Source organism: Allorhizobium undicola ORS 992 = ATCC 700741 (assembly GCF_000621665.1).
GTDB classification, from domain to species: domain Bacteria; phylum Pseudomonadota; class Alphaproteobacteria; order Rhizobiales; family Rhizobiaceae; genus Allorhizobium; species Allorhizobium undicola.
Genome location: NZ_JHXQ01000010.1, coordinates 23,270 through 45,860 on the forward strand (window position 1 = coordinate 23,270; position 22,591 = coordinate 45,860).

17 protein-coding genes and 1 other RNA gene are annotated in these 22,591 nt (G+C 59.6%); 10 read left to right on the forward strand and 8 right to left on the reverse strand.

The window, feature by feature from the left end; genetic code table 11:
- Positions 1-4: 4 nt before the first annotated feature.
- Together ftsH and glmM are read left to right on the forward strand one after the other, a co-directional pair.
- Complete coding sequence (gene ftsH, locus T424_RS0111715) at positions 5-1,933, forward strand: ATP-dependent zinc metalloprotease FtsH (protein WP_027487901.1); 1,929 nt, start codon at positions 5-7, stop codon at positions 1,931-1,933.
- A gap of 660 nt (positions 1,934-2,593) precedes the next feature.
- Complete coding sequence (gene glmM / locus T424_RS0111720; RefSeq protein WP_027487902.1) at positions 2,594-3,949, forward strand: phosphoglucosamine mutase; 1,356 nt, start codon at positions 2,594-2,596, stop codon at positions 3,947-3,949.
- A 185-nt stretch (positions 3,950-4,134) separates the two neighbouring features.
- On the opposite strand, the gene T424_RS0111725 is transcribed toward glmM, so the two are convergent.
- Positions 4,135-4,881 (reverse strand): YebC/PmpR family DNA-binding transcriptional regulator, encoded by a 747-nt coding sequence (locus tag T424_RS0111725; RefSeq protein ID WP_027487903.1) that lies wholly within the window; start codon positions 4,879-4,881, stop codon positions 4,135-4,137.
- Positions 4,882-5,038: 157 nt separating this feature from the next.
- On the opposite strand from T424_RS0111725, the gene T424_RS0111730 reads away from it, so the two are divergent.
- Positions 5,039-5,542, forward strand: a complete 504-nt coding sequence (locus T424_RS0111730) for a pyridoxamine 5'-phosphate oxidase family protein (protein WP_027487904.1) — start codon at positions 5,039-5,041, stop codon at positions 5,540-5,542.
- An 888-nt stretch (positions 5,543-6,430) separates the two neighbouring features.
- On the opposite strand, the gene T424_RS0111735 is transcribed toward T424_RS0111730, so the two are convergent.
- Complete coding sequence (locus T424_RS0111735; RefSeq protein WP_027487905.1) at positions 6,431-7,255, reverse strand: TIGR00282 family metallophosphoesterase; 825 nt, start codon at positions 7,253-7,255, stop codon at positions 6,431-6,433.
- A 194-nt stretch (positions 7,256-7,449) separates the two neighbouring features.
- Positions 7,450-8,031, reverse strand: a complete 582-nt coding sequence (locus T424_RS0111740) for a 5-formyltetrahydrofolate cyclo-ligase (RefSeq protein WP_027487906.1) — start codon at positions 8,029-8,031, stop codon at positions 7,450-7,452.
- Positions 8,032-8,262: 231 nt separating this feature from the next.
- On the opposite strand from T424_RS0111740, the gene T424_RS0111745 reads away from it, so the two are divergent.
- On the forward strand, positions 8,263-10,335 hold the full coding sequence (locus T424_RS0111745; protein ID WP_027487907.1) for a methyl-accepting chemotaxis protein: 2,073 nt from the start codon (positions 8,263-8,265) through the stop codon (positions 10,333-10,335).
- 636 nt (positions 10,336-10,971) lie between these two features.
- Here T424_RS0111745 and T424_RS0111750 read toward each other — a convergent pair.
- The 5 genes from T424_RS0111750 to T424_RS22545 all read right to left on the reverse strand — a co-directional run bounded on the left by T424_RS0111750 (position 10,972) and on the right by T424_RS22545 (position 12,933).
- Entirely contained in the window at positions 10,972-11,601 is a 630-nt protein-coding gene (locus tag T424_RS0111750; protein WP_027487908.1) for an FMN-binding negative transcriptional regulator, read from the reverse strand.
- A gap of 87 nt (positions 11,602-11,688) precedes the next feature.
- A non-coding RNA gene (gene ssrS / locus T424_RS22090) (6S RNA) lies at positions 11,689-11,847 on the reverse strand.
- 94 nt (positions 11,848-11,941) lie between these two features.
- Positions 11,942-12,286, reverse strand: a complete 345-nt coding sequence (locus tag T424_RS0111755; RefSeq protein WP_027487909.1) for a cell division protein ZapA — start codon at positions 12,284-12,286, stop codon at positions 11,942-11,944.
- A 103-nt stretch (positions 12,287-12,389) separates the two neighbouring features.
- Positions 12,390-12,659, reverse strand: a complete 270-nt coding sequence (locus T424_RS0111760) for a DUF4164 domain-containing protein (RefSeq protein WP_027487910.1) — start codon at positions 12,657-12,659, stop codon at positions 12,390-12,392.
- Positions 12,640-12,933, reverse strand: coding sequence for a hypothetical protein (locus T424_RS22545; RefSeq protein ID WP_154664891.1), 294 nt, complete (start codon positions 12,931-12,933; stop codon positions 12,640-12,642). The genes T424_RS0111760 and T424_RS22545 overlap by 20 nt, the downstream gene beginning before the upstream one ends.
- Before the next feature lie 111 nt (positions 12,934-13,044).
- Between T424_RS22545 and tkt the strand changes: the two genes are divergently transcribed.
- The 6 genes from tkt (at position 13,045) to T424_RS0111805 (ending at position 22,571) form a co-directional block, all read left to right on the forward strand.
- The gene (gene tkt / locus T424_RS0111775) at positions 13,045-15,021 is read left to right on the forward strand and encodes a transketolase (RefSeq protein WP_027487911.1); all 1,977 of its coding nucleotides are present in this window, start codon (positions 13,045-13,047) and stop codon (positions 15,019-15,021) included.
- A 177-nt stretch (positions 15,022-15,198) separates the two neighbouring features.
- Positions 15,199-16,212, forward strand: a complete 1,014-nt coding sequence (gene gap, locus T424_RS0111780; protein WP_027487912.1) for a type I glyceraldehyde-3-phosphate dehydrogenase — start codon at positions 15,199-15,201, stop codon at positions 16,210-16,212.
- A gap of 272 nt (positions 16,213-16,484) precedes the next feature.
- Positions 16,485-18,287, forward strand: a complete 1,803-nt coding sequence (locus T424_RS20855) for a potassium/proton antiporter (protein ID WP_051558947.1) — start codon at positions 16,485-16,487, stop codon at positions 18,285-18,287.
- Between the two features lie 187 nt (positions 18,288-18,474).
- Positions 18,475-19,677, forward strand: a complete 1,203-nt coding sequence (locus T424_RS0111790; protein WP_027487913.1) for a phosphoglycerate kinase — start codon at positions 18,475-18,477, stop codon at positions 19,675-19,677.
- Positions 19,678-19,897: 220 nt separating this feature from the next.
- On the forward strand, positions 19,898-20,923 hold the full coding sequence (locus T424_RS0111795) for a class I fructose-bisphosphate aldolase (protein ID WP_027487914.1): 1,026 nt from the start codon (positions 19,898-19,900) through the stop codon (positions 20,921-20,923).
- 493 nt (positions 20,924-21,416) lie between these two features.
- The gene (locus T424_RS0111805) at positions 21,417-22,571 is read left to right on the forward strand and encodes an HPP family protein (protein ID WP_027487916.1); all 1,155 of its coding nucleotides are present in this window, start codon (positions 21,417-21,419) and stop codon (positions 22,569-22,571) included.
- Positions 22,572-22,591: the final 20 nt, after the last annotated feature.

Genomic DNA, 22,591 nt, shown 5'->3' on the forward strand with positions numbered 1-22,591 from the left:
TTCAATGAACCCAAATTTCCGAAATCTCGCGCTGTGGGCGATCATAGCCTTGTTGCTGGTCGCGCTGTTCAGCATGTTCCAGACATCACCGTCGCAGAGCAGTTCCCGCGAGATTCCCTATTCGCAGTTCCTGCGGGAGATCGATTCCGGCCGCGTGCGGGACGTGACCGTCACGGGCAATCGCGTGCTTGGCACCTATGTGGAAAACGGCGCCGCCTTCCAGACCTACGCGCCGTTGGTTGACGACAGCCTGCTCCAGAAATTGCAGACGAAAAACGTCATGATCGTCGCCCGTCCGGAATCGGATGGCTCCTCGGGCTTCCTCAACTGGCTTGGCACACTGTTGCCAATGTTCATCATTCTCGGCGTCTGGCTGTTCTTCATGCGGCAGATGCAGGGCGGCTCGCGCGGGGCAATGGGTTTTGGCAAGTCCAAGGCCAAGCTTCTCACCGAAGCGCATGGCCGCGTGACCTTCGATGACGTGGCAGGCGTGGACGAGGCCAAGCAGGATCTGGAGGAAATCGTGGAATTCCTGCGCGATCCGCAGAAATTCCAGCGCCTTGGCGGCAAAATCCCGCGCGGCGTGCTGCTGGTTGGCCCGCCCGGCACCGGCAAGACGCTTCTGGCTCGCTCCGTGGCCGGTGAAGCCAATGTGCCCTTCTTCACCATTTCCGGTTCCGACTTCGTGGAAATGTTCGTGGGGGTCGGCGCCAGCCGCGTGCGCGACATGTTCGAGCAGGCCAAGAAAAACGCGCCTTGCATCATCTTCATCGACGAAATCGACGCCGTTGGCCGTCATCGTGGCGCCGGTCTCGGCGGCGGCAATGACGAGCGCGAGCAGACGCTGAACCAGCTTCTGGTGGAAATGGACGGTTTCGAGGCCAATGAAGGCATCATCCTCATTGCCGCCACCAACCGCCCCGACGTTCTCGATCCGGCGCTGCTGCGTCCGGGCCGTTTCGACCGTCAGGTCGTGGTGCCAAACCCCGACATCGTCGGCCGTGAACGCATCCTCAAGGTTCATGCCCGCAACGTGCCGCTGGCGCCCAATGTCGATCTCAAGACGCTGGCACGCGGCACGCCGGGCTTTTCCGGCGCAGACCTGATGAACCTCGTCAACGAAGCCGCCCTCATGGCCGCCCGCCGCAACAAGCGCGTCGTCACCATGCAGGAATTCGAAGACGCCAAGGACAAGATCATGATGGGCGCGGAGCGCCGCTCCTCCGCCATGACGGAGGCGGAAAAGAAGCTGACCGCCTATCATGAGGCAGGTCACGCCATCACCGCGCTCAACGTGCCGGTGGCCGATCCGCTGCACAAGGCGACCATCATTCCGCGTGGTCGCGCCCTTGGCATGGTGATGCAGCTGCCCGAAGGTGATCGCTATTCCATGAGCTACAAGTGGATGGTATCGCGCCTCGTCATCATGATGGGCGGCCGCGTTGCCGAGGAAATCACCTTTGGCAAGGAAAACATCACCTCCGGCGCATCCTCCGATATTGAGCAGGCCACCAAGCTTGCCCGCGCCATGGTCACGCAATGGGGCTTTTCCGATGAACTCGGTCAGGTTGCCTATGGCGAAAACCAGCAGGAAGTGTTCCTTGGCCATTCGGTTTCGCAGAGCAAGAACGTGTCTGAAGCCACCGCCCAGAAGATCGACAATGAAGTGCGCCGCCTGATCGACTCCGCCTATACCGAAGCGCGGCGGATCCTGACGGAAAAGCATGACGACTTCGTTGCTCTTGCCGAAGGGCTTCTGGAATATGAAACCCTGTCTGGCGAAGAGATCAAGGCGCTGATCAAGGGCGAAAAGCCTTCCCGTGACACCGGTGAGGATGGCCCCTCCAATCGTGGCTCCGCAGTGCCCTCCGCAGGCAAGAAGGACACGCCGAAGGGCGAGGCCGAGGGTGGGCTGGAACCGCAGCCGCATTGATCGCTATTATCGCTTGCGATGCGACAAACGCCCACCCACCGGTGGGCGTTTTGCTGTCGCCACGGCAGGGCTGCCCGTTATGGTAACGGCATATAAGCAGCTTTCTTGGTAATTTAAGTGAAAAGCGGTGCGTTTCGTGCCATCAGGAACTGCCAAAGCATTTTCAGGAAACGTAGAACCCGGTTTTCCGTCCTAAAATGCGTAGAAACAGAAACATGGAGCGGTTCATTGTTTCCGTACACAGTTCACGACGCTGAGGTATGTCACGTGGCCTACCCCCCTCTGCCTTGCCAGGCATCCCCCCCTCAAGGGGGGAGATTGCAATGCCGTAAAGGCGTCATTCTCAATGAGTATTTGTGATGACAGCCTTTTCAGGAATTTAGTCAGGGCCTTGATCTTGCCGATCTCCCCCCTTGAGGGGGAGATGTCCGGCAGGACAGAGGGGGGTAAACCACACGCAAAACCGTAGCGTCGTGTATTGTGGTTTCGTAAAACAATGAACCGCTCTATTGGCACTCGTTGCGAGAGCAAGACGGCGGGCGGGATCAAGGCAGTCTTGCTTGCCCGCCAGGCTTTATGAACATTCATATCATCCGGGCTGACTACGCTTGGTCTGGACAGACGAAACCGCCAAAATCTGGCGGCATTGCAGGAGACGGCATGACACGACGTTATTTCGGTACGGATGGAATTCGCGGACAATCCAACGTGTTCCCCATGACCCCGGATCTGGCCATGAAGGTCGGCATTGCGGTCGGTACGATTTTCCGTCGCGGCCATCATCGCCACCGGGTCGTCATTGGCAAGGATACCCGCCTTTCGGGTTATATGCTGGAAAACGCTCTGGTCGCCGGGTTCACCGCCGCCGGGCTGGATGTTTTTCTGCTGGGCCCCATCCCTACCCCCGCAGTCGCCATGCTGACACGCTCGCTGCGCGCCGATATTGGCGTGATGATTTCGGCCTCTCACAATCCTTTCGCCGATAATGGCATCAAGCTGTTCGGCCCTGATGGTTACAAGCTTTCCGATGAGCTTGAGGCGGAAATCGAAGGCCTGCTGGACCAGGAAGCCCCTCTGCCACTGGCAAAGGCCGATCAGATCGGCCGCGCAAAGCGTGTGGATGGCGACATTTACCGCTATATCGAATTCGTTAAACGCACGCTTCCGCGGGATGTAACGCTGAATGGTCTGCGGATCGCCATAGACTGCGCCAATGGCGCCGCCTACAAGGTCGCACCTGCCGCCCTCTGGGAACTTGGCGCCGAGGTCGTCACCATTGGCAACGAGCCGAATGGCACCAATATCAACCTTGAATGCGGCTCCACCCACACCGCTGCCTTGCAGAAAAAAGTGCATGAAGTGCGCGCCGACATCGGCATTGCCCTCGACGGCGACGCCGACCGCGTCATCATCGTCGATGAGGCCGGCGCCATCGTCGATGGCGACCAGCTGATGGCAGTGATTGGCGAAAGCTGGGCGCAGGATCAGATTCTCAAGGGCGGCGGCATTGTCGCCACCGTCATGTCCAACCTTGGGCTGGAACGCTTTCTCAACGACAAGGGTCTTGACCTTGCCCGCACCAAGGTTGGCGACCGCTACGTGGTGGAGCATATGCGCAACCACGATTTCAATGTCGGCGGCGAGCAATCCGGCCACATCGTTCTTTCGGATTTCGGCACCACCGGCGACGGTCTCGTGGCGGCGCTGCAAATTCTGGCTGCCGTCAAGCGCACGGGCAAAACGGTCAGCGAGGTATGCCACCGCTTCGATCCGGTCCCGCAATTGCTGCGCAATGTGCGTATTTCCGGGGGAAAACCGCTGGAAAACACCCATGTGCGCGAGGCCATTCGTCAGGCAGAACATGAGCTTGCCCAAAAGGGCCGTCTCGTCATTCGCCCCTCCGGCACAGAGCCTCTCATTCGTGTGATGGCCGAAGGCGATGATCGCAGCCAGATCGAGCGGATCGTCAACGAGCTGGTCAACACTATCGCCAATTGCCGCGACGAAGCAGCGTAAGGGAAAATCGGCAGGCCTTCGAGCATTGCATGAAAAAGCCCGGCAGCCAAAAGGCGCGCCGGGCTTTTTGATTGTTCCGGTATGTTAGAGACTTTCACTGTTTCACGGAAACGGTGAAAGTCTCTAACTGTCTGCTTCGACGCATTTCCGGACGCAAAACCGAATACACTTTTGCTGGAAATGCTTTAGGCCGAAAGCTTGGCCATGACTTCTTCGGATACTTCGAAATTCGAATAGACGTTCTGGACGTCGTCATCGTCTTCAAGGCTTTCGATGAGTTTCATCAGCGATTGGGCCTTTTCCTCATCCACCGGCACGGTGTTTTGCGGCTTCCAGACAGATTTGACGGACGAGGCTTCGCCGAGCGTCGCTTCCAGAGCCTTGGAAACCTCACCCATGTCTTCAAAACCGCAAATGATGGTGTGACCGTCCTCGTCGCTGACAACATCCTCGGCACCGGCTTCGATAGCCGCTTCCATCACCTTGTCGGCGTCGCCAACCTCTGGCTTGTAGACGATTTCGCCGACGCGGTCGAAGGAGAAGGAGACCGAGCCGGTTTCACCCAACGCACCACCGGCCTTGGTGAAACTCGAGCGGACATTGGAGGCGGTCCGGTTGCGGTTGTCGGTCAGCGCCTCGACGATAACGGCCACGCCGCCGGGACCGTAGCCTTCGTAACGAACCTCGTCATAGTTTTCGCCATCACCGCCCGCTGCCTTCTTGATGGCGCGCTCGATATTATCCTTCGGCATGGACTGCGCCTTGGCATTCTGGATGGCCAGACGCAGGCGCGGGTTCATGTTGGGATCGGGCATTCCCGTCTTGGCCGCGACGGTGATTTCGCGCGCCAGCTTGGAGAACATTTTAGACCGCACGGCATCCTGACGACCCTTGCGATGCATGATGTTTTTAAACTGTGAATGGCCAGCCATGGCACCCCTGACATCATCTATTTCGTGAAGTGCGGCCCTTATAGAGTTTGTCGGGCCAAAGTGGAAGCCGGTTTTGCGCAAAAGCCGGCAGGAACCATGCGGCCTTGCCGGCGTTGCAGCCTTGACGATTTCAACAGCAACACAGGAAGGAAAATCCATGGCCAGCATGTCTGAAGCCCGCGAAGCGCCGGTCACGCAATTGTGGAAGGAAATCGGTGATATACACGCCGGAATGCTGGGTCTGGAAGGGTCCACCATGCATATGCAGCCCATGGCGCCCTATGGCGATCCGCGCACCAACACCATCTGGTTCTTCACCCGCATGGATACGGAGCTGACCTCCTCCATCCGGCCCGGCACACGGGCCATGTTCTGCGTGGTCGGCAAGGACCATGATTATCACGCCTGCATGTCGGGCGTCATCGAGGTACGGCGCGATCCAGCCAAGATCGATGAATACTGGAGCTCGGTGGTGGAAGCCTGGTTCCACGATGGCAAAAAGGATCCGGCCCTCACCATGCTTGCCTTGCATGTGGACAGCGCCGAAATCTGGGCCTCGACCGGAAATCCGATGAAATTTGGCTGGGAAATCGCCAAGGCCAATCTCGACCCTGAAAAACTGCCGCAGGTGGGTGTGCATCACCACCTGAACTTCGCCTGAGGCATATTTACAGCGCCGTGCGTTTTATCAAACGCCACAGTACAGGACGCTACGGTTTTGCGTGTGGTTTACCCCCCTCTGTCCTGCCGGACATCTCCCCCTCAAAGGGGGAGATCGGCAAGATCAAGGCCCTGACTAAATTCCTGAAAAAGACCGTCATCACAACTATTCATTGAAGAATGGCGCTTTGTCCGTATTGCAATCTCCCCCCTTGAGGGGGAGATGCCTGGCAAGGCAGAGGGGGGTAGGCCACGCCACATGCCTAAGCGTCGTGTACTGTGATCAAACGCACGAAGGACGCTGTAACACTTTAAATCTGCTGCATAACTTTCACCTTAAATCGATTCCGATTTAAGGAATTATGCAGTAGAGCCGCGCCGCAGCCGTTTGCAAGGCGAAGGGCTGGTGTCGGGTGGAGATGACCACATTGGATAATTTCTTGGACAGGGCCCGGCTCGAAACAGAAACTATTCGGTAGAATTGAAGCGTTGAAGCGGGAACGGACCGCGGCAATAGAAAAAACAGGGCCGCACGCGGCCCTGTCCTCACCAGTCATAATTCATCAGATTTTCGCCAACTGGGGCTGGAGCGCTCCAGCAACCTGAAACTTGCAAATCTGATCGCGGGCCTTCTCCGCCGCCAGTTGGCATCGACTGAGGGAGGTGTCTTTCGGGGCGGAGGCCGTCGCCACCGAAGGAAGACAAAACCGGTAATGATACCGCTATCGTCCTGTGCAGCACCTCTTTATCAGTCGCCCCCAGAATGCGCTTTCCACCGGGAGAGGTAAAGTCCCCCTCCCCACCAGCGGCAGTCACATTTCCGTTAAGTGTGACACGAGGCGTTATTTAAGTATTTGCGAAGATTGTGCTTTTTTTCGGCCACCCAGGCTCACAGCCAGAAGGGCGGGATCGTTTCGGCAAGACGCGGGCCAATCCGTAAAGGCGCGATTTTTTCTGCAAGACCGGTCGTGTCGGAAATCTCCACACCCAGTCCGCACAGCGTTGCAGGTCCGCTTGCCGCCTCGAAGCGCCCCTTCGGCATTTTGGAAATGAAGCGGTTCAGCGGCTCCTCCTTTTCCATGCCAAGGGAGGAGTCGTAATCGCCACACATGCCTGCATCCGACATGTAGGCGGTGCCGCCATTGAGAATCTGGTGGTCGGCGGTGGGCACATGCGTATGCGTGCCGACGACGAGACTGGCCCGGCCATCGACGAAGTGGCCAAAGCACTGCTTTTCACTGGTGGCCTCGGCATGGAAATCGAAGATGATCGCGTCGGCCTGCTCCTTCAGCGGACAGGCCGCCAGAATGCTCTCGGCGGATTTGAACGGGTCGTCCAGTTCGGGATGCATGAAAACGCGGCCCATGATATTGGCCACCAGCACTCTTGCGCCGTTGCGCGCATAAAACAGACCCGAGCCCTTGCCCGGCGTGCCTGCCGGATAATTTGCCGGTCGCAGAAACTGGTCGTGGCGGGTGCAGAAACTGACAGCCTCCTTCTGATCCCACACATGATTGCCGGTGGTAACAACATCGGCGCCGGCATTGACGGTTTCGAGGAAAATCTCCTCGGTAATGCCAAAGCCGCCAGCGGCATTCTCACCGTTGACGATGACGAAATCGAGTTTCAGATCGGCGATGAGACCCGGCAGCTTTTCCCAGACGGCCGTGCGTCCGGTCTTGCCTACCATGTCCCCCAGAAAAAGCAGCCGCATTCGGTGATCCCGTTGCTATTGGCTGGCGCTTTCCATGTGAACCGGCGCCTGCCCCGTTTTACGTTGGACATTCCTTAAACGCTCAGGGCACGAAGGTCAAAAGGCAGCCGCCCTTTCACCCCGGTATAACGGCGCGTCCCAGGATTGCGCTCACGCTTGCGCGAAACGCCCCTCCCGGTTTGCGCCATGCACCGTCATGTCCTGAAATCGCGGAAGCCAGTTTCGGTAATCACGCCGTCCAGGGCCATGTCGTGCGGTTCGGCCGGTGCCCGCTCCACCTCCTGGCAGGCGAAAGCCAGACCGATCAGACGAGGCCTGTGTCCCGCCGCAATCATTGCCGCAATGGCGCGATCGTAATGTCCAGCGCCGTAACCGATGCGGTTTCCCGCCGCGTCGAAGCCCGCCAGCGGCATCAAAAGCAGATCAGGCCGCATGATGGCAGCATCCGGTCCCGGCCCGCGCGTGCCAAAGCCGGTCTTCACCAGTTCCACCTCCTCCTCCCATAGACGGAAAACGATGGTTTCCCGATCCAGCACGACGGGAAGTCCGATCAACGCGCCACGGCGACGCAGGAGCGCAAGCAGCGGCAACACATCGACTTCGGAACGGATGGGATAAAAGCCCGCAATCCGCTTTCCGGACACAGGATCCAGTACGGCGACGGCGGCACTGGCAATTGCTGTGGAAAACACCGCACGCTGCTCAAGCGACAACAGGTCGCGACGCGCCAGACATGCACGCCGCAAATCCTGCTTGATGCTGGCAGCCTGTGTCATTTCCACCTCCCCCGGCCTGCGGCCGTCCAATGTGCTGGTGTAAGCAGAAGTGTATTCGGCTTTACATCCGGAACTAAGTGAAAAGAGAACGCATCTGGAATCCGCTTGTCGGCCTTGCGCCCTGCGGAGTGAAGGGACCGCATGGAAAAATCCGCGTCAAGCAGCTTACAACTTAAATTTAACGTTCATCAAATAAAACAAAAAGACCATTCGTTTTAAGGGCCGGACCGCATGAAGACTTTCTCCCGCTTCGGGCTTGTGGGCGCCATCATGGCCGCCACATCGCTCCTTCTCATTCTTTCGCTCGCCTCCGTTGCCTGGACCATCTCGTCTTTCATCGACAAGAAGATCCAGCGGCAGGCCATCGAGAGCCAGGATAGCAATCTGCGGGTTGCGGCCACCATTCTGGAAAACCAGGTTCCCGGCGTTCAGGTTACATGGGCCGCCGATGGCAATGTTGCAAAGATCACCGCAGACAGTCTGCCTGCATCTTTCGACACTACCCAGATGATCGATTCCATCGGACGCATGACCGGCCAGACCGCGACCCTGTTTTCCTGGGACGATGAAAAGCAGGGCTTCATTCGCCGGACGACCAACATCGTTGCCGCCGATGGCAAGCGCGCAGTCGGAACCCCGCTCGATCCCAAGGGAGCGGTCTATCCCGTCGTTTCAGGTGGCAAGCTCTATCGCGGCGAAGCCGTCATTCTCAACACGCCCTACTACACCATCTACCAGCCCATCGTGAATGCGGGCGGCAAGGTCATCGGCATTCTATATGCGGGCGTGCGCGTTGCAGACATTGCCAGCATAGCGCATGAATTCGCCGTAACCATCGCCATCACCGCATTCGTCGCCTTCATTGTCGCCATGTTGCTGATGATCTTCATCACGCGCCGCATCATGAGCCCCGTACCGGTGCTTACGCAGACGGCGGTTTCACTGGCCGATGGCAAGGACCTCGTCATTCCCTTTCAGGATCTCGGTAACGAAATCGGCGCCATGGCCCGTGCGCTCGAAATCTTCCGCCGCAATGCCACGGAAAAGCTGGCGCTTGAGCGCAGCTCCGCCGAAGCCCGCCGCCTTGGCGAGGAAGAGCGTCTTGCACGCGAAGCGGAGAAGGACGACGAGGCCCGCAGTCGTCGCATCTGTGCCGACGCATTGGCCGATGCCATGCATAAACTGGCAGCTGGCGACCTGACAACGCGCATCGAACAGCAATTCGTGCCGGAACTGGAGCCGTTGCGACAGGATTTCAACCATTCCGTCGCAACGCTGAGCAACGCCATGGAGAGACTGCGCCAGGAAGCGATGACCATCGAGGCAAGCGGCAACGAAATGCGCTCTGCGGCTGGCGAACTGGCAGGCCGTACCGAACAGCAGGCCGCATCGCTCGAACAGACCTCGGCGGCGCTTGAAGAAATCACCGGCACCGTCCGCAGCTCTGCGGCACGTGCGCAGGAAGCCTCCACCCTTGCCGCCGAAGCGCAGGTCAACACCGAAAGCTCAAGCCGCGTCGTTTCGGAAGCCGTGACTGCCATGGGCCGCATCGAACAGGCCTCCAGCGAGATTTCCAAGATCATCAATGTGATCGACGAGATTGCGTTCCAGACCAACCTGCTGGCCCTCAACGCAGGCGTGGAAGCGGCCCGTGCCGGCGAAGCTGGCAAGGGGTTTGCCGTCGTCGCCCAGGAAGTGCGCGAACTCGCCCAGCGCTCGGCCAACGCCGCCAAGGACATCAAGGCGCTGATCACCAAATCCGGCGAGGAAGTCGCGGGCGGCGTGAAGCTGGTGCGCGAAACAGGCGATGCGCTTGGCGCGATCTCCGAGCAGGTCTCGCGGATCAACGGCTTCATTTCGGCCATTGCCACCTCCTCGCGTGAGCAAAGCACCGGCCTTCAGGAAATCAATGCCTCGGTGAACCAGATGGACCAGTTCACCCAGAAAAACGCCGCGATGGTGGAAGAAACCACCGCCGTCACCCACAGGCTTGCCGAAAGCGCTGGAAACCTCGTCGGGCAGATCGGCCAGTTCAAGGTGCCGCAATCGGCGGGCATGGCGGCAGCAAGCCGTCCGGCGGCCCCGCAAGCCACCGGAAAATCCTTCACCCGCCCGACAAACCCCGCGCCTGCCGCAGAAGCTGCGCCCGCCGCGCCGAAGACCGGCACCTCCAGGCTCAAGGCGGCTGCGCCCACCTCGCGCCCTGTCTCCTCTCCCGCCCGCAATATCATGGGCAAGCTCGCCGGCGCCTTCGGCGGCGGCTCGACCGCCGCCTCCAGCGAGGCCAATTGGGAAGAATTTTGATCGAAACGAAAAAGGCCCGGACAACCGGGCCTTTTCAGTTGTGGCCACAGCGCCGTACGCTTCCTGACGGAAGCCCAAGCTTATACCAGGGGTCATTGAAAATGATTCTTGGTATTCCTTTTTCGAATATCGCAAGCAACTGACGCAGTTGCGATATTCGAAATTCCTTCAAGGCGAGGATGCGTTACAGCGCCGTGCGTTTTAACAAACGCCACAGTACACGACGCTTAGGCATGTGGCGTGGCCTACCCCCCTCTGCCTTGCCAGGCATCTCCCCCTCAAGGGTGGAGATTGCAATACGGACAAAGCGCCATTCTTCAATGAATAGGTGTGGTTACGGCCTTTTTCAGGAATTCAGGCAGGGCCTTGATCTTGCCGATCTCCCCACTTGAGGGGGAGATGTCCGGCAGGACAGAGGGGGGGTAAACCACACGCAAAACCGTAGCGTCGTGTACAGTGATCAAACGCACAAAGGACGCTGTAACATTTTAAAGCTGCTGCATAATTTTCACCTTAAATCGATTCCGATTTAAGGAATTATGCAGTAGCATCTTCGAGCCTTGGTATTACAGCGCGGTCCGTTTGCCCTGGCCGCGCAGATGATGGTGTGCCGGTACACTCTTTTCCCGTCCTCAATCAGCCCTGCATGAGATTGAGCATGGCAGCAGCCTCTGGAGTTTCCTCGCGTTCAAGGCCTGAAACAACGCCTTCCCGGTCGGCCGGACTGCGGTTCTGACTGGCCTTCAGCTTGCCCTCAAGCGAGGTGATTTCAATCTCTATGCCGACAATGCCCTTGAACTGCCCAGCCAAAAAGGCTTCAGGTGCATCATTGACAGCCCACGCCTCTTGCCGATGCGCCTCGTTCTGACCCGTAAGTTGCTCTACCTGTGCCAGCAACCACTCGGGATCATGATGGACGCGGGCATGGCCGCGCACCTGCACCAGTTGATAATTCCATGTGGGCACAACCTTGCCGGTTTCCCGTTTCGTGGCATACCAGCCGGGAGAGACGTAATGATTTGCCCCGGAAAAGACCACCAACACCTCCGCACCATGCGCCAATATCTGCCATTGCGGATTGGCTTTTGCCAGATGGGCGACCAGACAAGCCCCCTCTCCTTCCTCGGAACGGCGCAGGAAGAATGGCACGGGATTGGCGATGAGACCGCTTGCGCCCGACGAAATAAGCAGACCGAGCGGATGGCCTTCAATGAAGGACAACAAAGCGGCATCATCCGACATGCGAAAATGGGGAGGCTGATACATTTGATCCTCACTGCGCCAGACACCGGCATTCGGTGAATGCAAGACGGGAGGGAAAGAAGTACAGATGCAGCCAGAAGATGTAAAGAGGTGCGATCCACGGCGACCGATGGAAAGGTACGATCCTGGGAGCCTACAAAGTAGGTGGGCGCCATATGACCAAGCCCACGGGCCTGGACAGGGACAGCTCCCTCAAGATCGGGTATGGCCCCAGGGATTGTGAGATCCTGTCGGGAAGCGCAGACCGCAAACAAGATATAACGCCGACCGGTTTGAAAAACCAGAGGCGCCTGTGCAAATCCTTTTGAAATTGATGCAAGGCACAGGGATGGCGCCCGCGCTTTCACGATTGCTGCGGTTCAGGCCTTGCGGTGAGCTTGCGGGTCACGCCGTTGATACGCTCGGTCAGCTCGAGAATGGCTGTCACCAGCATTTCCTCCCGCCCTGCTGCACCCGAATGGGAGGCCTCCAGCCCGGCAAGGCGGCGGCGAAGCTCCATCATCTCATCCATGACCATAATACCTGCCATGACGGTCAGGCGCAGATCACCGATTTCGCCGAATTGCCCCTTCAAATGGCCGACATAGCGGTCGAATTGCGTGGCAAGCTCGATCAGATGGGCTTCCTGGCCCTCTTCGCAGGCCATCCGATAGGCTTTTCCGTCTATGCTGACCGTGACTTGTGCCATGTCTGTCCGATTTTGCCCTTTGCCGATCCGTCGGATCCTGATCTGGAATACATGTCTTTTCGAATTTCCGGCGACATGACCGAAATTTGCGTTTGGTGGAAAATCAGCGATCCAACACCGCGCGAATGGTTTCCATGGCCGTCACCAGCCGCCGGGATACTTCCCTGTTGACCTCTTCCAGACGGTTGGCGCGAAACTGCGACTGGTCCAGCTCCTGCGCCAGACGGGCGCGATCTGCATGAACCCGGCGAACCTCATGCTCCACCTCCACGCTTGCCCGCTGCTGGTCCATGCGCATGTCCACGGCATTTTCCAGACCGGCAAGCGCCTGTTTCAATGCGCCGAGCGCGGCTTCAGTCCTGTCCGTCGCCATCCAGTCCCCCGGCTTGCAGCCTTGTGGCAGAGACAGCAGATCCCCCCATCCTTACGGGTGGAATCACGAAAACCTGTCCCCTGTCCAATTTCGACACTAGTCGTCCATGACAAGCCTCGTCAACAAAAGCCGTGCTTTTCAGCAGTTTGCGCTTGTGGACGAAGGCGGTTTGCGCCTCTTGCAAGGCGATGCCGCCTGATCTTTTACTGACCAGCGGATGCACACTGATCAGAAATAAGGCAGAAAAAGGATTTCTTCCGATAAAGACGCTCATCCATGGAGCACTTTATTGACTTGGCCGTTCCACCTGCTAAGGATCGGTCGCTTCCCGACGTTCGCCGCGACGGCGGCCGTCTTTTTGAGACCCGGAAAAAGCGGAATAGTCATGACCTCTCCCGAAAAGCACAACCGCATGGCAAATGCGATCCGTTTCCTGTCCATGGATGCGGTTGAAAAGGCCAATTCCGGCCATCCCGGTATGCCGATGGGCATGGCGGACGTCGCCACGGTGCTGTTCACGGAGTTCCTGAACTTCGACCCGAAGGCGCCGAAATGGCCCAACCGCGACCGTTTCGTGCTGTCGGCAGGTCATGGCTCGATGCTCCTCTATTCGCTGCTCTATCTCACGGGTTATGAGGACATCACCCTCGACGACATCCGCAACTTCCGCCAGATCGGCGCCAAGACCGCCGGCCACCCGGAATATGGCCATATCGAAGGCATCGAAACCACCACCGGCCCCCTCGGTCAGGGCATTGCCACCTCGGTCGGCATGGCGCTGGCGGAAAAGAAACTCGCCGATGAATTCGGCAAGGATCTCCAGAACCATTATACCTATGTCATCGCCGGTGACGGCTGCCTCATGGAAGGCATCAGTCAGGAAGCGATTTCGCTGGCCGGGCATCTCAAGCTCAACAAGCTGATCGTGCTTTGGGACGATAACGGCATTTCCATCGACGGCGCGATCTCGCTGGCCGACAGCACCGACCAGCACGCCCGCTTCCGCGCCTCCGGCTGGAACACGCTGGCCGTGGACGGTCATGATCCGGAAGCCATTGCCGCGGCCCTTCGCGAAGCCAAGACATCCGAAAAGCCGACCATGATCGCCTGCAAGACGGTGATCGGTTTCGGCGCGCCCAACAAGGCCGGCACCCACAAGGTCCATGGCTCGCCGCTGGGTGCGGAAGAAATTGCTGCCACGCGCAAGGCGCTCGGCTGGGAAGCCGAAGCTTTCTCCGTGCCGGAAGACGTGCTGTCCGCATGGCGTGAGGCTGGCGGCCGTGGCGCAGGCCTCAGGGCGGAATGGGAAAAAGCCCTTGCCGCTTCAGACCGCAAGGCGGAATTTTCGCGCCGCTTCGATGGCAAGCTGCCGGAAGGTTTCGATGCGGTCATTGCCGATTACAAAAAGAAGCTGGCCGATACCAAGCCCACCCTTGCCACCCGCAAGGCATCCGAAGATGCGCTCGAGGTCATCAACGGCGCCGTGCCGGAAACGATCGGCGGCTCTGCCGACCTGACGGGCTCCAACAACACCAAGACCAGCCAGACGGCCTCCATCACGCCCACCAATTTCGCAGGCCGCTACATTCATTACGGTATTCGCGAACACGGCATGGCAGCGGCCATGAACGGCATTGCGCTGCATGGCGGTCTCATTCCCTATTCCGGCGGCTTCCTGATCTTCTCCGATTATTGCCGCCCCTCCATCCGTCTGGCCGCCCTGATGGGCATTCGCGTCATCCACGTGCTGACGCATGATTCCATCGGCCTTGGCGAAGATGGTCCCACCCATCAGCCGGTGGAGCAGATGGCCGCGCTGCGCGCCATCCCCAACCTGATGATGTTCCGTCCGGCGGATGCCACGGAAACGGCGGAATGCTGGCAGGTCGCCATCGAGCATACCGACCGCCCCTCCGGTCTTGCGCTGACGCGCCAGAACCTGATGCCGGTGCGCACAACCTACGTGGCGGAAAATCTTTGCGCCAAGGGCGCCTATGAGCTGATCGGCGCCGACAATGCCAAGGTCTCGATCTTCGCCTCCGGCTCGGAAGTGGAACTGGCCGTGAAGGCGCAGGAAGCGCTGGCAGCAAAGGGAATTGCCGCCCGCGTCGTTTCCGTCCCCTGCATGGATCTGTTCTTCGAACAGCCGGAGGACTATCGCAAGGCCGTGATCGGCGATGCGCCGGTGAAGATCGGCGTCGAAGCCGCCATCCGCCAGGGCTGGGATGCCATTATCGGCTCGGATGGCGCGTTCGTCGGCATGGCGTCTTTCGGCGCTTCCGGCCCTTACAAGGAACTCTACAAGCACTTCGGCATCACGGTGGAAGCCATCGTGGAAAAGGCCGAAGCTCGCCTGGCCTGAGGGAACCATCCGTCGGGTCGGGAGAACTGCACACCCGGCCCCAGAACGGCGGATAAGCCGCCAGCCGGCCACGGCCGACTGGCCATCACGGCAAATGCTGCCATCGATTTTTTTTGCAATGCCTTCCACAGGCCAATCGGGCCTAGAGGAATTGCCCTAGAGCGGGAGTGAACGCGAATGACTGTGAAAGTAGCCATCAACGGCTTTGGTCGTATTGGCCGTAACGTGCTGCGCGCCATCGTTGAATCCGGCCGGACCGACATCGAGGTCGTGGCCATCAACGATCTCGGCCCGGTTGAAACCAATGCCCACCTGCTGCGCTATGACAGCATTCACGGCCGCTTCCCGGCCGACGTCAAGGTGGAAGGCGACAGCATCGTCATCAATGGCGGCAAGCCGATCAAGGTGACGGCCGTCAAGGATCCGGCAACCCTGCCGCACAAGGAACTCGGCGTTGACATCGCCATGGAATGCACCGGTATTTTCACCGCGCGCGACAAGGCCGCAGCTCACCTGACCGCAGGCGCCAAGCGCGTCATCGTTTCGGCTCCGGCCGACGGCGCCGATCTTACCGTCGTTTACGGCGTCAACCATGACCAGCTCACCAAGGATCATCTGGTCATCTCCAACGCATCCTGCACCACCAACTGCCTCGCACCGGTGGCCAAGGTGCTTAACGATGCCGTCGGCATCGATCATGGTTTCATGACCACGATCCATTCCTACACCAATGACCAGCCTTCGCTGGACCAGATGCACAAGGATCTCTACCGCGCCCGCGCCGCGGCCCTGTCGATGATCCCCACCTCCACCGGTGCTGCCAAGGCCGTCGGCCTGGTTCTGCCGGAACTGAAGGGCAAGCTGGACGGTACCTCCGTGCGCGTTCCCACCCCCAATGTTTCCGTGGTCGATCTGAAGTTCGTGGCCAAGCGCGCCACCACCGTTCAGGAAATCAACGACGCCATCAAGGCTGCGGCCACGAACGGCCCGCTGAAGGGCGTGCTGGGCTTTACGGAAGAGCCGCTCGTCTCCCGCGACTTCAACCACGATGCCCATTCCTCGATCTTCGCGATCGATCAGACCAAGGTTCTCGAAGGCACCTTCGTGCGTATCCTCACCTGGTACGACAACGAATGGGGCTTCTCGAACCGCATGAGCGACACGGCGGTTGCCTTCGCCAAGTTCATCTGATTTCTGTTTTTCGAGATCGGAAAATCGACGGATCGGCCCTGCCGGTCCGTCTTTTTATTTGGCATTTGGCCCTACTGCCATCATAGTTCGGACAGAAGATTCGTTCGTGGCGGCCTTGCGCCATTTTCTCCCGGCTGTGACAACAGCCCTTTCCCGGAACTGCGGGAAGGGGCTCCGTCGATAGAGCGCGATTTCGTGCCGCGCCCATGGTCCGCGTGCGGAACGACAGCCATAGATTGCCGCGGGGGACGGCAGGCATAGGGGGTTGCAGCTTGGAACAGTTTTACATCGTCACACTCGTTCTGACGGCGCTTATCCTGTTTGCTGCCTTTTCCAGCCTCATTGCCTTCCGTTTCGGCGCACCTTTGCTTCTGCTTTTCCTCGGCATCGGCCTTCTGGCAGGCGTGGACGGGCTGGGCATCAATTTCTCCAACGGACAGGTCGCCTACACGATCGGTTCGCTGGCCCTGGCCGTCATTCTGTTCGATTCCGGCTATCACACACCCTTGCAGGCCTTCAAACAAGCGGCTGCCCCGGCCATCACCCTTGCCACCGGCGGCGTTCTGATCACGGCCGGCCTGTTCGGGATCATGGCCTGCTGGCTGCTTGGCTTTTCCGTGCTGGAGGGAATGTTGCTCGGCTCCATCGTCGCCTCTACCGATGCGGCGGCGGTTTTCTTCCTGCTACGCATTGGCGGCATCAATATTCGCGATCAGGTGCGCTCCTCGCTTGAGGTGGAATCGGGCACCAACGATCCCATGGCCATCTTTCTCACCATGGCGCTGGTGGAGGCGCTGAAGCAGGGCAAGGATCACACCCAGCTCGATTTGCACATGCTGCAATTGTTCATCGAGCAAATGGGCATGGGGCTGGCGCTCGGCCTGCTGGGCGGTGCGGTCATCGTGTTCATCGTCAAGAAAATCCCTATCGAGCGCGGACTTCTGCCAATTATCGTGCTGGCGCTGTCCATGGTGGTGTTTTCCTATACGGGCGCGGTCGGCGGCAGCGGCTTTCTGGCGGTTTATGTGGCCGGCATCTACGCGGGCGCCAAGAAGATCCCCGGCACTGCCGCCATCACCCGCTTCCAGGAAGGCATGACATGGCTGGCACAGATCATCATGTTCCTGGTGCTGGGGCTTTTGGCCACCCCCTCCGAATTTCCCGCCATCCTGCTGCCAGCCATGGTGCTGGGCCTGTTTCTGGTGTTCGTGGCGCGCCCTGCCGCGGTGTGGCTCTGTCTCATCCCCTTCCCCTTCACGCGGGAGGAAAAAAGCTTCGTTTCATGGGTGGGCTTGCGCGGTGCGGTTTCGATCCTGCTGGCCATCGTACCGATGCTCAACGAGTTGCCGGACGGGCGCATCTATTTCAACACGGCCTTTATCGTGGTGATGATCTCGCTCATTCTTCAGGGCTGGACCATCAAGCCGGTGGCCAAAAGCCTCGGCCTGATCGTGCCGCCGCGCATCGGCGCCATCGACAAGGTGGAACTGGACCTGCCGGGCGCGGCCCATCACGAACTGCTTTCCTACCGCGTTGTGGCGGGCAGCCCCGTGCTGCAAGGCGAGCGTATCCCGCGCTGGGCCATGCCCTCGCTGGTCATTCGCGATGGCAAATCCATGCGCTACCAATATGCCGGGCGGCTTCGCGAGAATGATCAACTCTATCTGTTCATCGCGCCGGGCTATTCCCGCCTGCTGGACCGGCTTTTTGCCTCCAAGGCGCCGGTGGAAAAGGACGATAGCGAATTTTTCGGCACCTTCATCGTCTCCCCCACCCGCCCCGCAGGCGAGGTGGATGCGGCCTATGGACCCGGTCTTTTCACCGATGCGGAGCGGCCAAGGCCGTTGGGCGAGGTCATGGAAGCCCGCCTTGGCGGGCGGGCCGATTATGCAGACCGGGTGCGCCTTGGACACATCATCCTGATCGTGCGCGACATCGATGAAAACGGCCATATCGCCTCCGTCGGCGTTTCCATGGAACAACTGGCCCCGCCACGGCCCATTCCGGTCTTTCTCAGCCTTAGGCGATTTGGCTGCTGGATCAGCCAGCAGGTGCAGGCGTTGCGGCGGCGGTGAGCGTCAACCCGGCTTGCTTCTGGCGTCGGGCGGTGTAAGGTCCGCACGCGGCGGGGCATTCGGCCCTGCCAGGGGAGAAGCGTCCGCAGCCGTCATCGGCCCAGAGGGCAGTCTTCGACTTTGTTCATCTTGCAGGGTTGGCGCGGCAATCCGCGGCCCCGGCCCTGCCTTGACGGGAAACGTGATTATGCCGGCTTTCAAAACTCTGGACGACCTTACCGACATCGCGGGCAAGCGTGTGCTTGTGCGCGTGGATCTCAACGTGCCCGTATCCGGCGGCAAGGTGACAGACGCCACCCGCATCGAGCGCGTTGCCCCGACGATCCGGGAACTGTCCGGCAAGGGCGCCAAGGTCATTCTGCTGGCGCATTTCGGCCGCCCGAAGGGCGAGCCGGTGGCCGACATGTCGCTTTCGCAAATCGTGCCTGCCGTGCAGGAAGTGCTGGATCAGGCAGTAGCCTTTGCCGCAGACTGCGTGGGCGATGCCGCAGCCTCGGCCATTGCCAGAATGAACAATGGCGACATCCTGCTTCTGGAAAACACCCGCTTCCACAAGGGTGAAGAAAAGAATACCCCGGAATTCACCGCAGAACTCGCAGAAAATGGCGACATCTACGTCAACGACGCCTTCTCCGCCGCCCACCGCGCCCATGCATCCACCGAGGGCCTTGCCCACCACCTGCCCGCCTATGCCGGCCGCACCATGCAGGAAGAGCTGGAAGCGCTGGAAAAGGGTCTTGGCAATCCCGCCCGCCCGGTCGTGGCCATCGTAGGCGGCGCCAAGGTTTCCACCAAGATCGATCTGCTGATGAACCTCGTGAAGAAGGTCGATGCGCTGGTTATCGGCGGCGGCATGGCCAATACCTTCATCGCCGCGCGCGGCGTGAATGTCGGCAAGTCGCTTTGCGAACACGACCTCGCCGAGACGGCAAAGCAGATCATGATCGAAGCCGAAAGTGCGGGCTGCGCCATCGTTCTGCCGGAAGACGGCGTGGTGGCCCGCGAATTCAAGGCTAATGCCGACAATGAAACCGTCTCCGTCACGGCCATTCCCGCCGATGCGATGATGCTGGATGTTGGCCCGAAATCGGTGGCCGCCGTCAATGAATGGATCTCCAGGGCTTCCACGCTGGTCTGGAACGGCCCGCTCGGAGCCTTTGAAATTCCGCCCTTCGACACGGCAACGGTTGCCGCTGCAAAGCACGCCGCAGAGCGCACCGAAGCTGGGAAGCTGACCTCCGTTGCCGGTGGCGGCGATACGGTCTCCGCCCTCAATCACGCGGGCGTGGCAGATGATTTCTCCTATGTTTCCACCGCAGGCGGCGCCTTTCTGGAATGGATGGAAGGCAAGGAACTGCCCGGCGTTGCCGTGCTGACCAAAATGGCCTGATGCAGCAATTGGCGGGAGGTAGGCAGTCTGCCCGCCTCCTGTCCACCCTCTCCCGCCCCGCCCGCCGCGCCAATATGGCAGGCTTGTGCAAATCTTAAAAAATTTTGAATTTTAAACCGATTGAAACAATTTCAATCGTTTCAAGTATTTAAGCCCCCATTCCCCCGATTGGAAACTTCTGTTAGGCGAAACCTGTCGTAAGGTTTTTGGGAGAATGGACATGAGTGAACGATTGGAAGACATCGCCATTGCCATGGTGGCTGATGGCAAGGGACTTCTGGCAGCGGACGAATCGACGTCCACGATCAAAAAGCGCTTCGACACGATTGGTCTGGAATCCACGGAAACGAGCCGCCGCGATTATCGCGAAATGCTGTTCCGCGCCGACGAAGCCATGAAGAAATACATCTCCGGCGTCATCCTGTTCGAGGAGACGCTGTTTCAGAAGGCTGCCGACGGCACGCCTTTCGTCGATCTCATCAAGGCTGCCGGCTCCATTCCCGGCATCAAGGTGGATGTCGGCGCCAAGCCAATGGCCGCTTTTCCGGGTGAAACCATCACCGAGGGCCTCGATGGCATGAGAGAGCGCCTTGCCAATTATTACAAGGCCGGTGCGCGTTTTGCCAAGTGGCGCGGCGTCATTGCCATTGCCGATGGCCTGCCCACCTGGGGCTCCATCAAGGCCAACTCGCAGGCTTTGGCCCGTTATGCCGCCCTGTGTCAGGAAGCCGGTATCGTGCCGATCGTCGAGCCGGAAGTGCTGATGGATGGCGCACCGGGCACGCACGACATCGCACGATGCGCCGAAGTGACCGAGTGGGTTCTGCGCACCGTCTTTACCGATCTCTATGACGCCCGCGTCAAGCTGGAAGGCATGATCCTGAAGCCGAACATGGTCATCGATGGCAAAAACGCCCGCAAGGCCTCCATCGAGCAGGTTGCCGCCGAGACCGTTCGCGTTCTCAAGGCAACCGTTCCCTCCGCCGTACCGGGCATCGCCTTCCTCTCCGGCGGCCAGTCCACGGAAGAGGCCACGGCGCATCTCTCGGCCATGAATTCCGGCTATGACCTGCCCTGGAAGCTTACCTATTCCTACGGACGCGCCCTTCAGGATACCGCGCTCAAAGCCTGGGCAGGACGGTCGGAAAATGTCGCCGCCGGTCAGCGCGCCTTCACGCATCGTTCGCGCATGAACAGCCTTGCCGCAACCGGCGCCTGGAAGCAGGATCTGGAAAAGGCTGCCTGAACAAGGCCCAACTCCCCGCAGCAATGCAGGTCTTGATAAAGGGAGGGGCAAGCACCTCCCTTTTTTCGTGCCTTTACAATGCTTTCCGAAACGCCTCCATGATCGCCCAGGCATATGCCCGGCACACCCGCCCCTTGACGCGCGGCGCAGGATTTCGCACATAGACCGGAAAGCAACGGCGCTTTTCATCTCCCCTTTTTCCTGCCTTCCCGAGACATGTTTCGGAGGCAAGCTGCTCCAGCCATTGATGGCACATGGCCAGCTCGGGAGAGATTGGACACCCTTTTGGCAGGGCCGATCCCCTCTTACCAAACGGGTCATATCCGAAAACCGGTTCCCACTTTTCGGTCCGATGGTTTCTTCCACGCATCGGATGATCCGAAAACCGGTTCCCACTTTTCGGTCCGATGGCTTTTTTTCACGCATCGGATGACCCGAAAACCGGTTCCCACTTTTCGGTCCGATGCTTTGCCCCCCTCACGCAGGAGCCTTCATGCCCGCCTCAACCTACCTGTCCTTTGTCCGCAGGCTCAAGCCAGACACCGCCCCGATCAGCTATCGGGAGCAGGCGCGTTCAGCCATAGGCGCCTTGATCGGGATTTTCGTGACGGGCATGATCGGCATCTGGCCCCTTGGCGGTGAAAGCGCCAGCCTGCCCTTTCTGATCGCGCCGATGGGCGCCTCGTCGGTGCTGCTTTTTGCCGTCCCAGCAAGTCCGCTTGCCCAACCCTGGTCCTTGCTGGCGGGCAATCTCTGCGCTGCCCTTGTGGGCGTTACCGTGGCGCGCTTTGTCGGCGATCCGGTTATCGGCGCTGCTCTTGCTGCCGGGCTGTCCATTGCCCTGATGATCTCGTTCGGCTGTCTGCACCCTCCAAGCGGCGCCGTCGCGCTCACCGCCGTGCTTGGCGGCAAGGCCGTCCATGATCTCGGCTATTTTTTCGTCCTCTGGCCCGTTGCCGCCAACTCGCTGGCCCTGCTTGCCACAGCCCTTGTCTATAATCGTCTTGTCGGGCGCCGTTATCCCCATCGACACACCACCATGGCTGCGGCGGAGATCAACGGCATTGGCTTCGAACGCAGCGACCTCGATGCTGTTCTCAGGGATTACGATGCCATTCTCGACATCGATGCGGATGATCTGGAATACATTCTGCGCCGCACGGAACTGCGCGCCCTCACCCGCCGCACCCGTCATCTGCAATGCGCCGGCCTGATGACGCCTGCGCCACCTGCACTCTCGCCCGACGCTTCGTTGACCGAGGTTCTGCGGGCCTTGCGGGCCAGCCAATTGCATGTTCTTCCCGTGACCGATGACACGGCACGCATTCTTGGCGTGGTCACGCAGGGCGATTTTCTGGGCAAGGTGAGTTGGGCAAAAGGCCGTCCGGTTATCGGTCTTGGCCGTCGCATGGCCTTGGCGCTGGATGGCGCACCAGCGCCCAATGGCACAGCCAGGGACATCATGACAACGACGGTCAGATGCGTCAGCGCGCAAACGGCCCTCAGCGAGGCAATAGCCCTTTTCGCACAAACCGGTCTGCACCACCTGCCCGTGGTCAACGACAACAACAAGCTGGTGGGAATGCTGGCGCAGAGCGATGTTCTGGCTGGCCTGCTCGACGCCGCCCAGGCTCACGGAAAACCGTAACGACCTTTTCCCTGGAAATG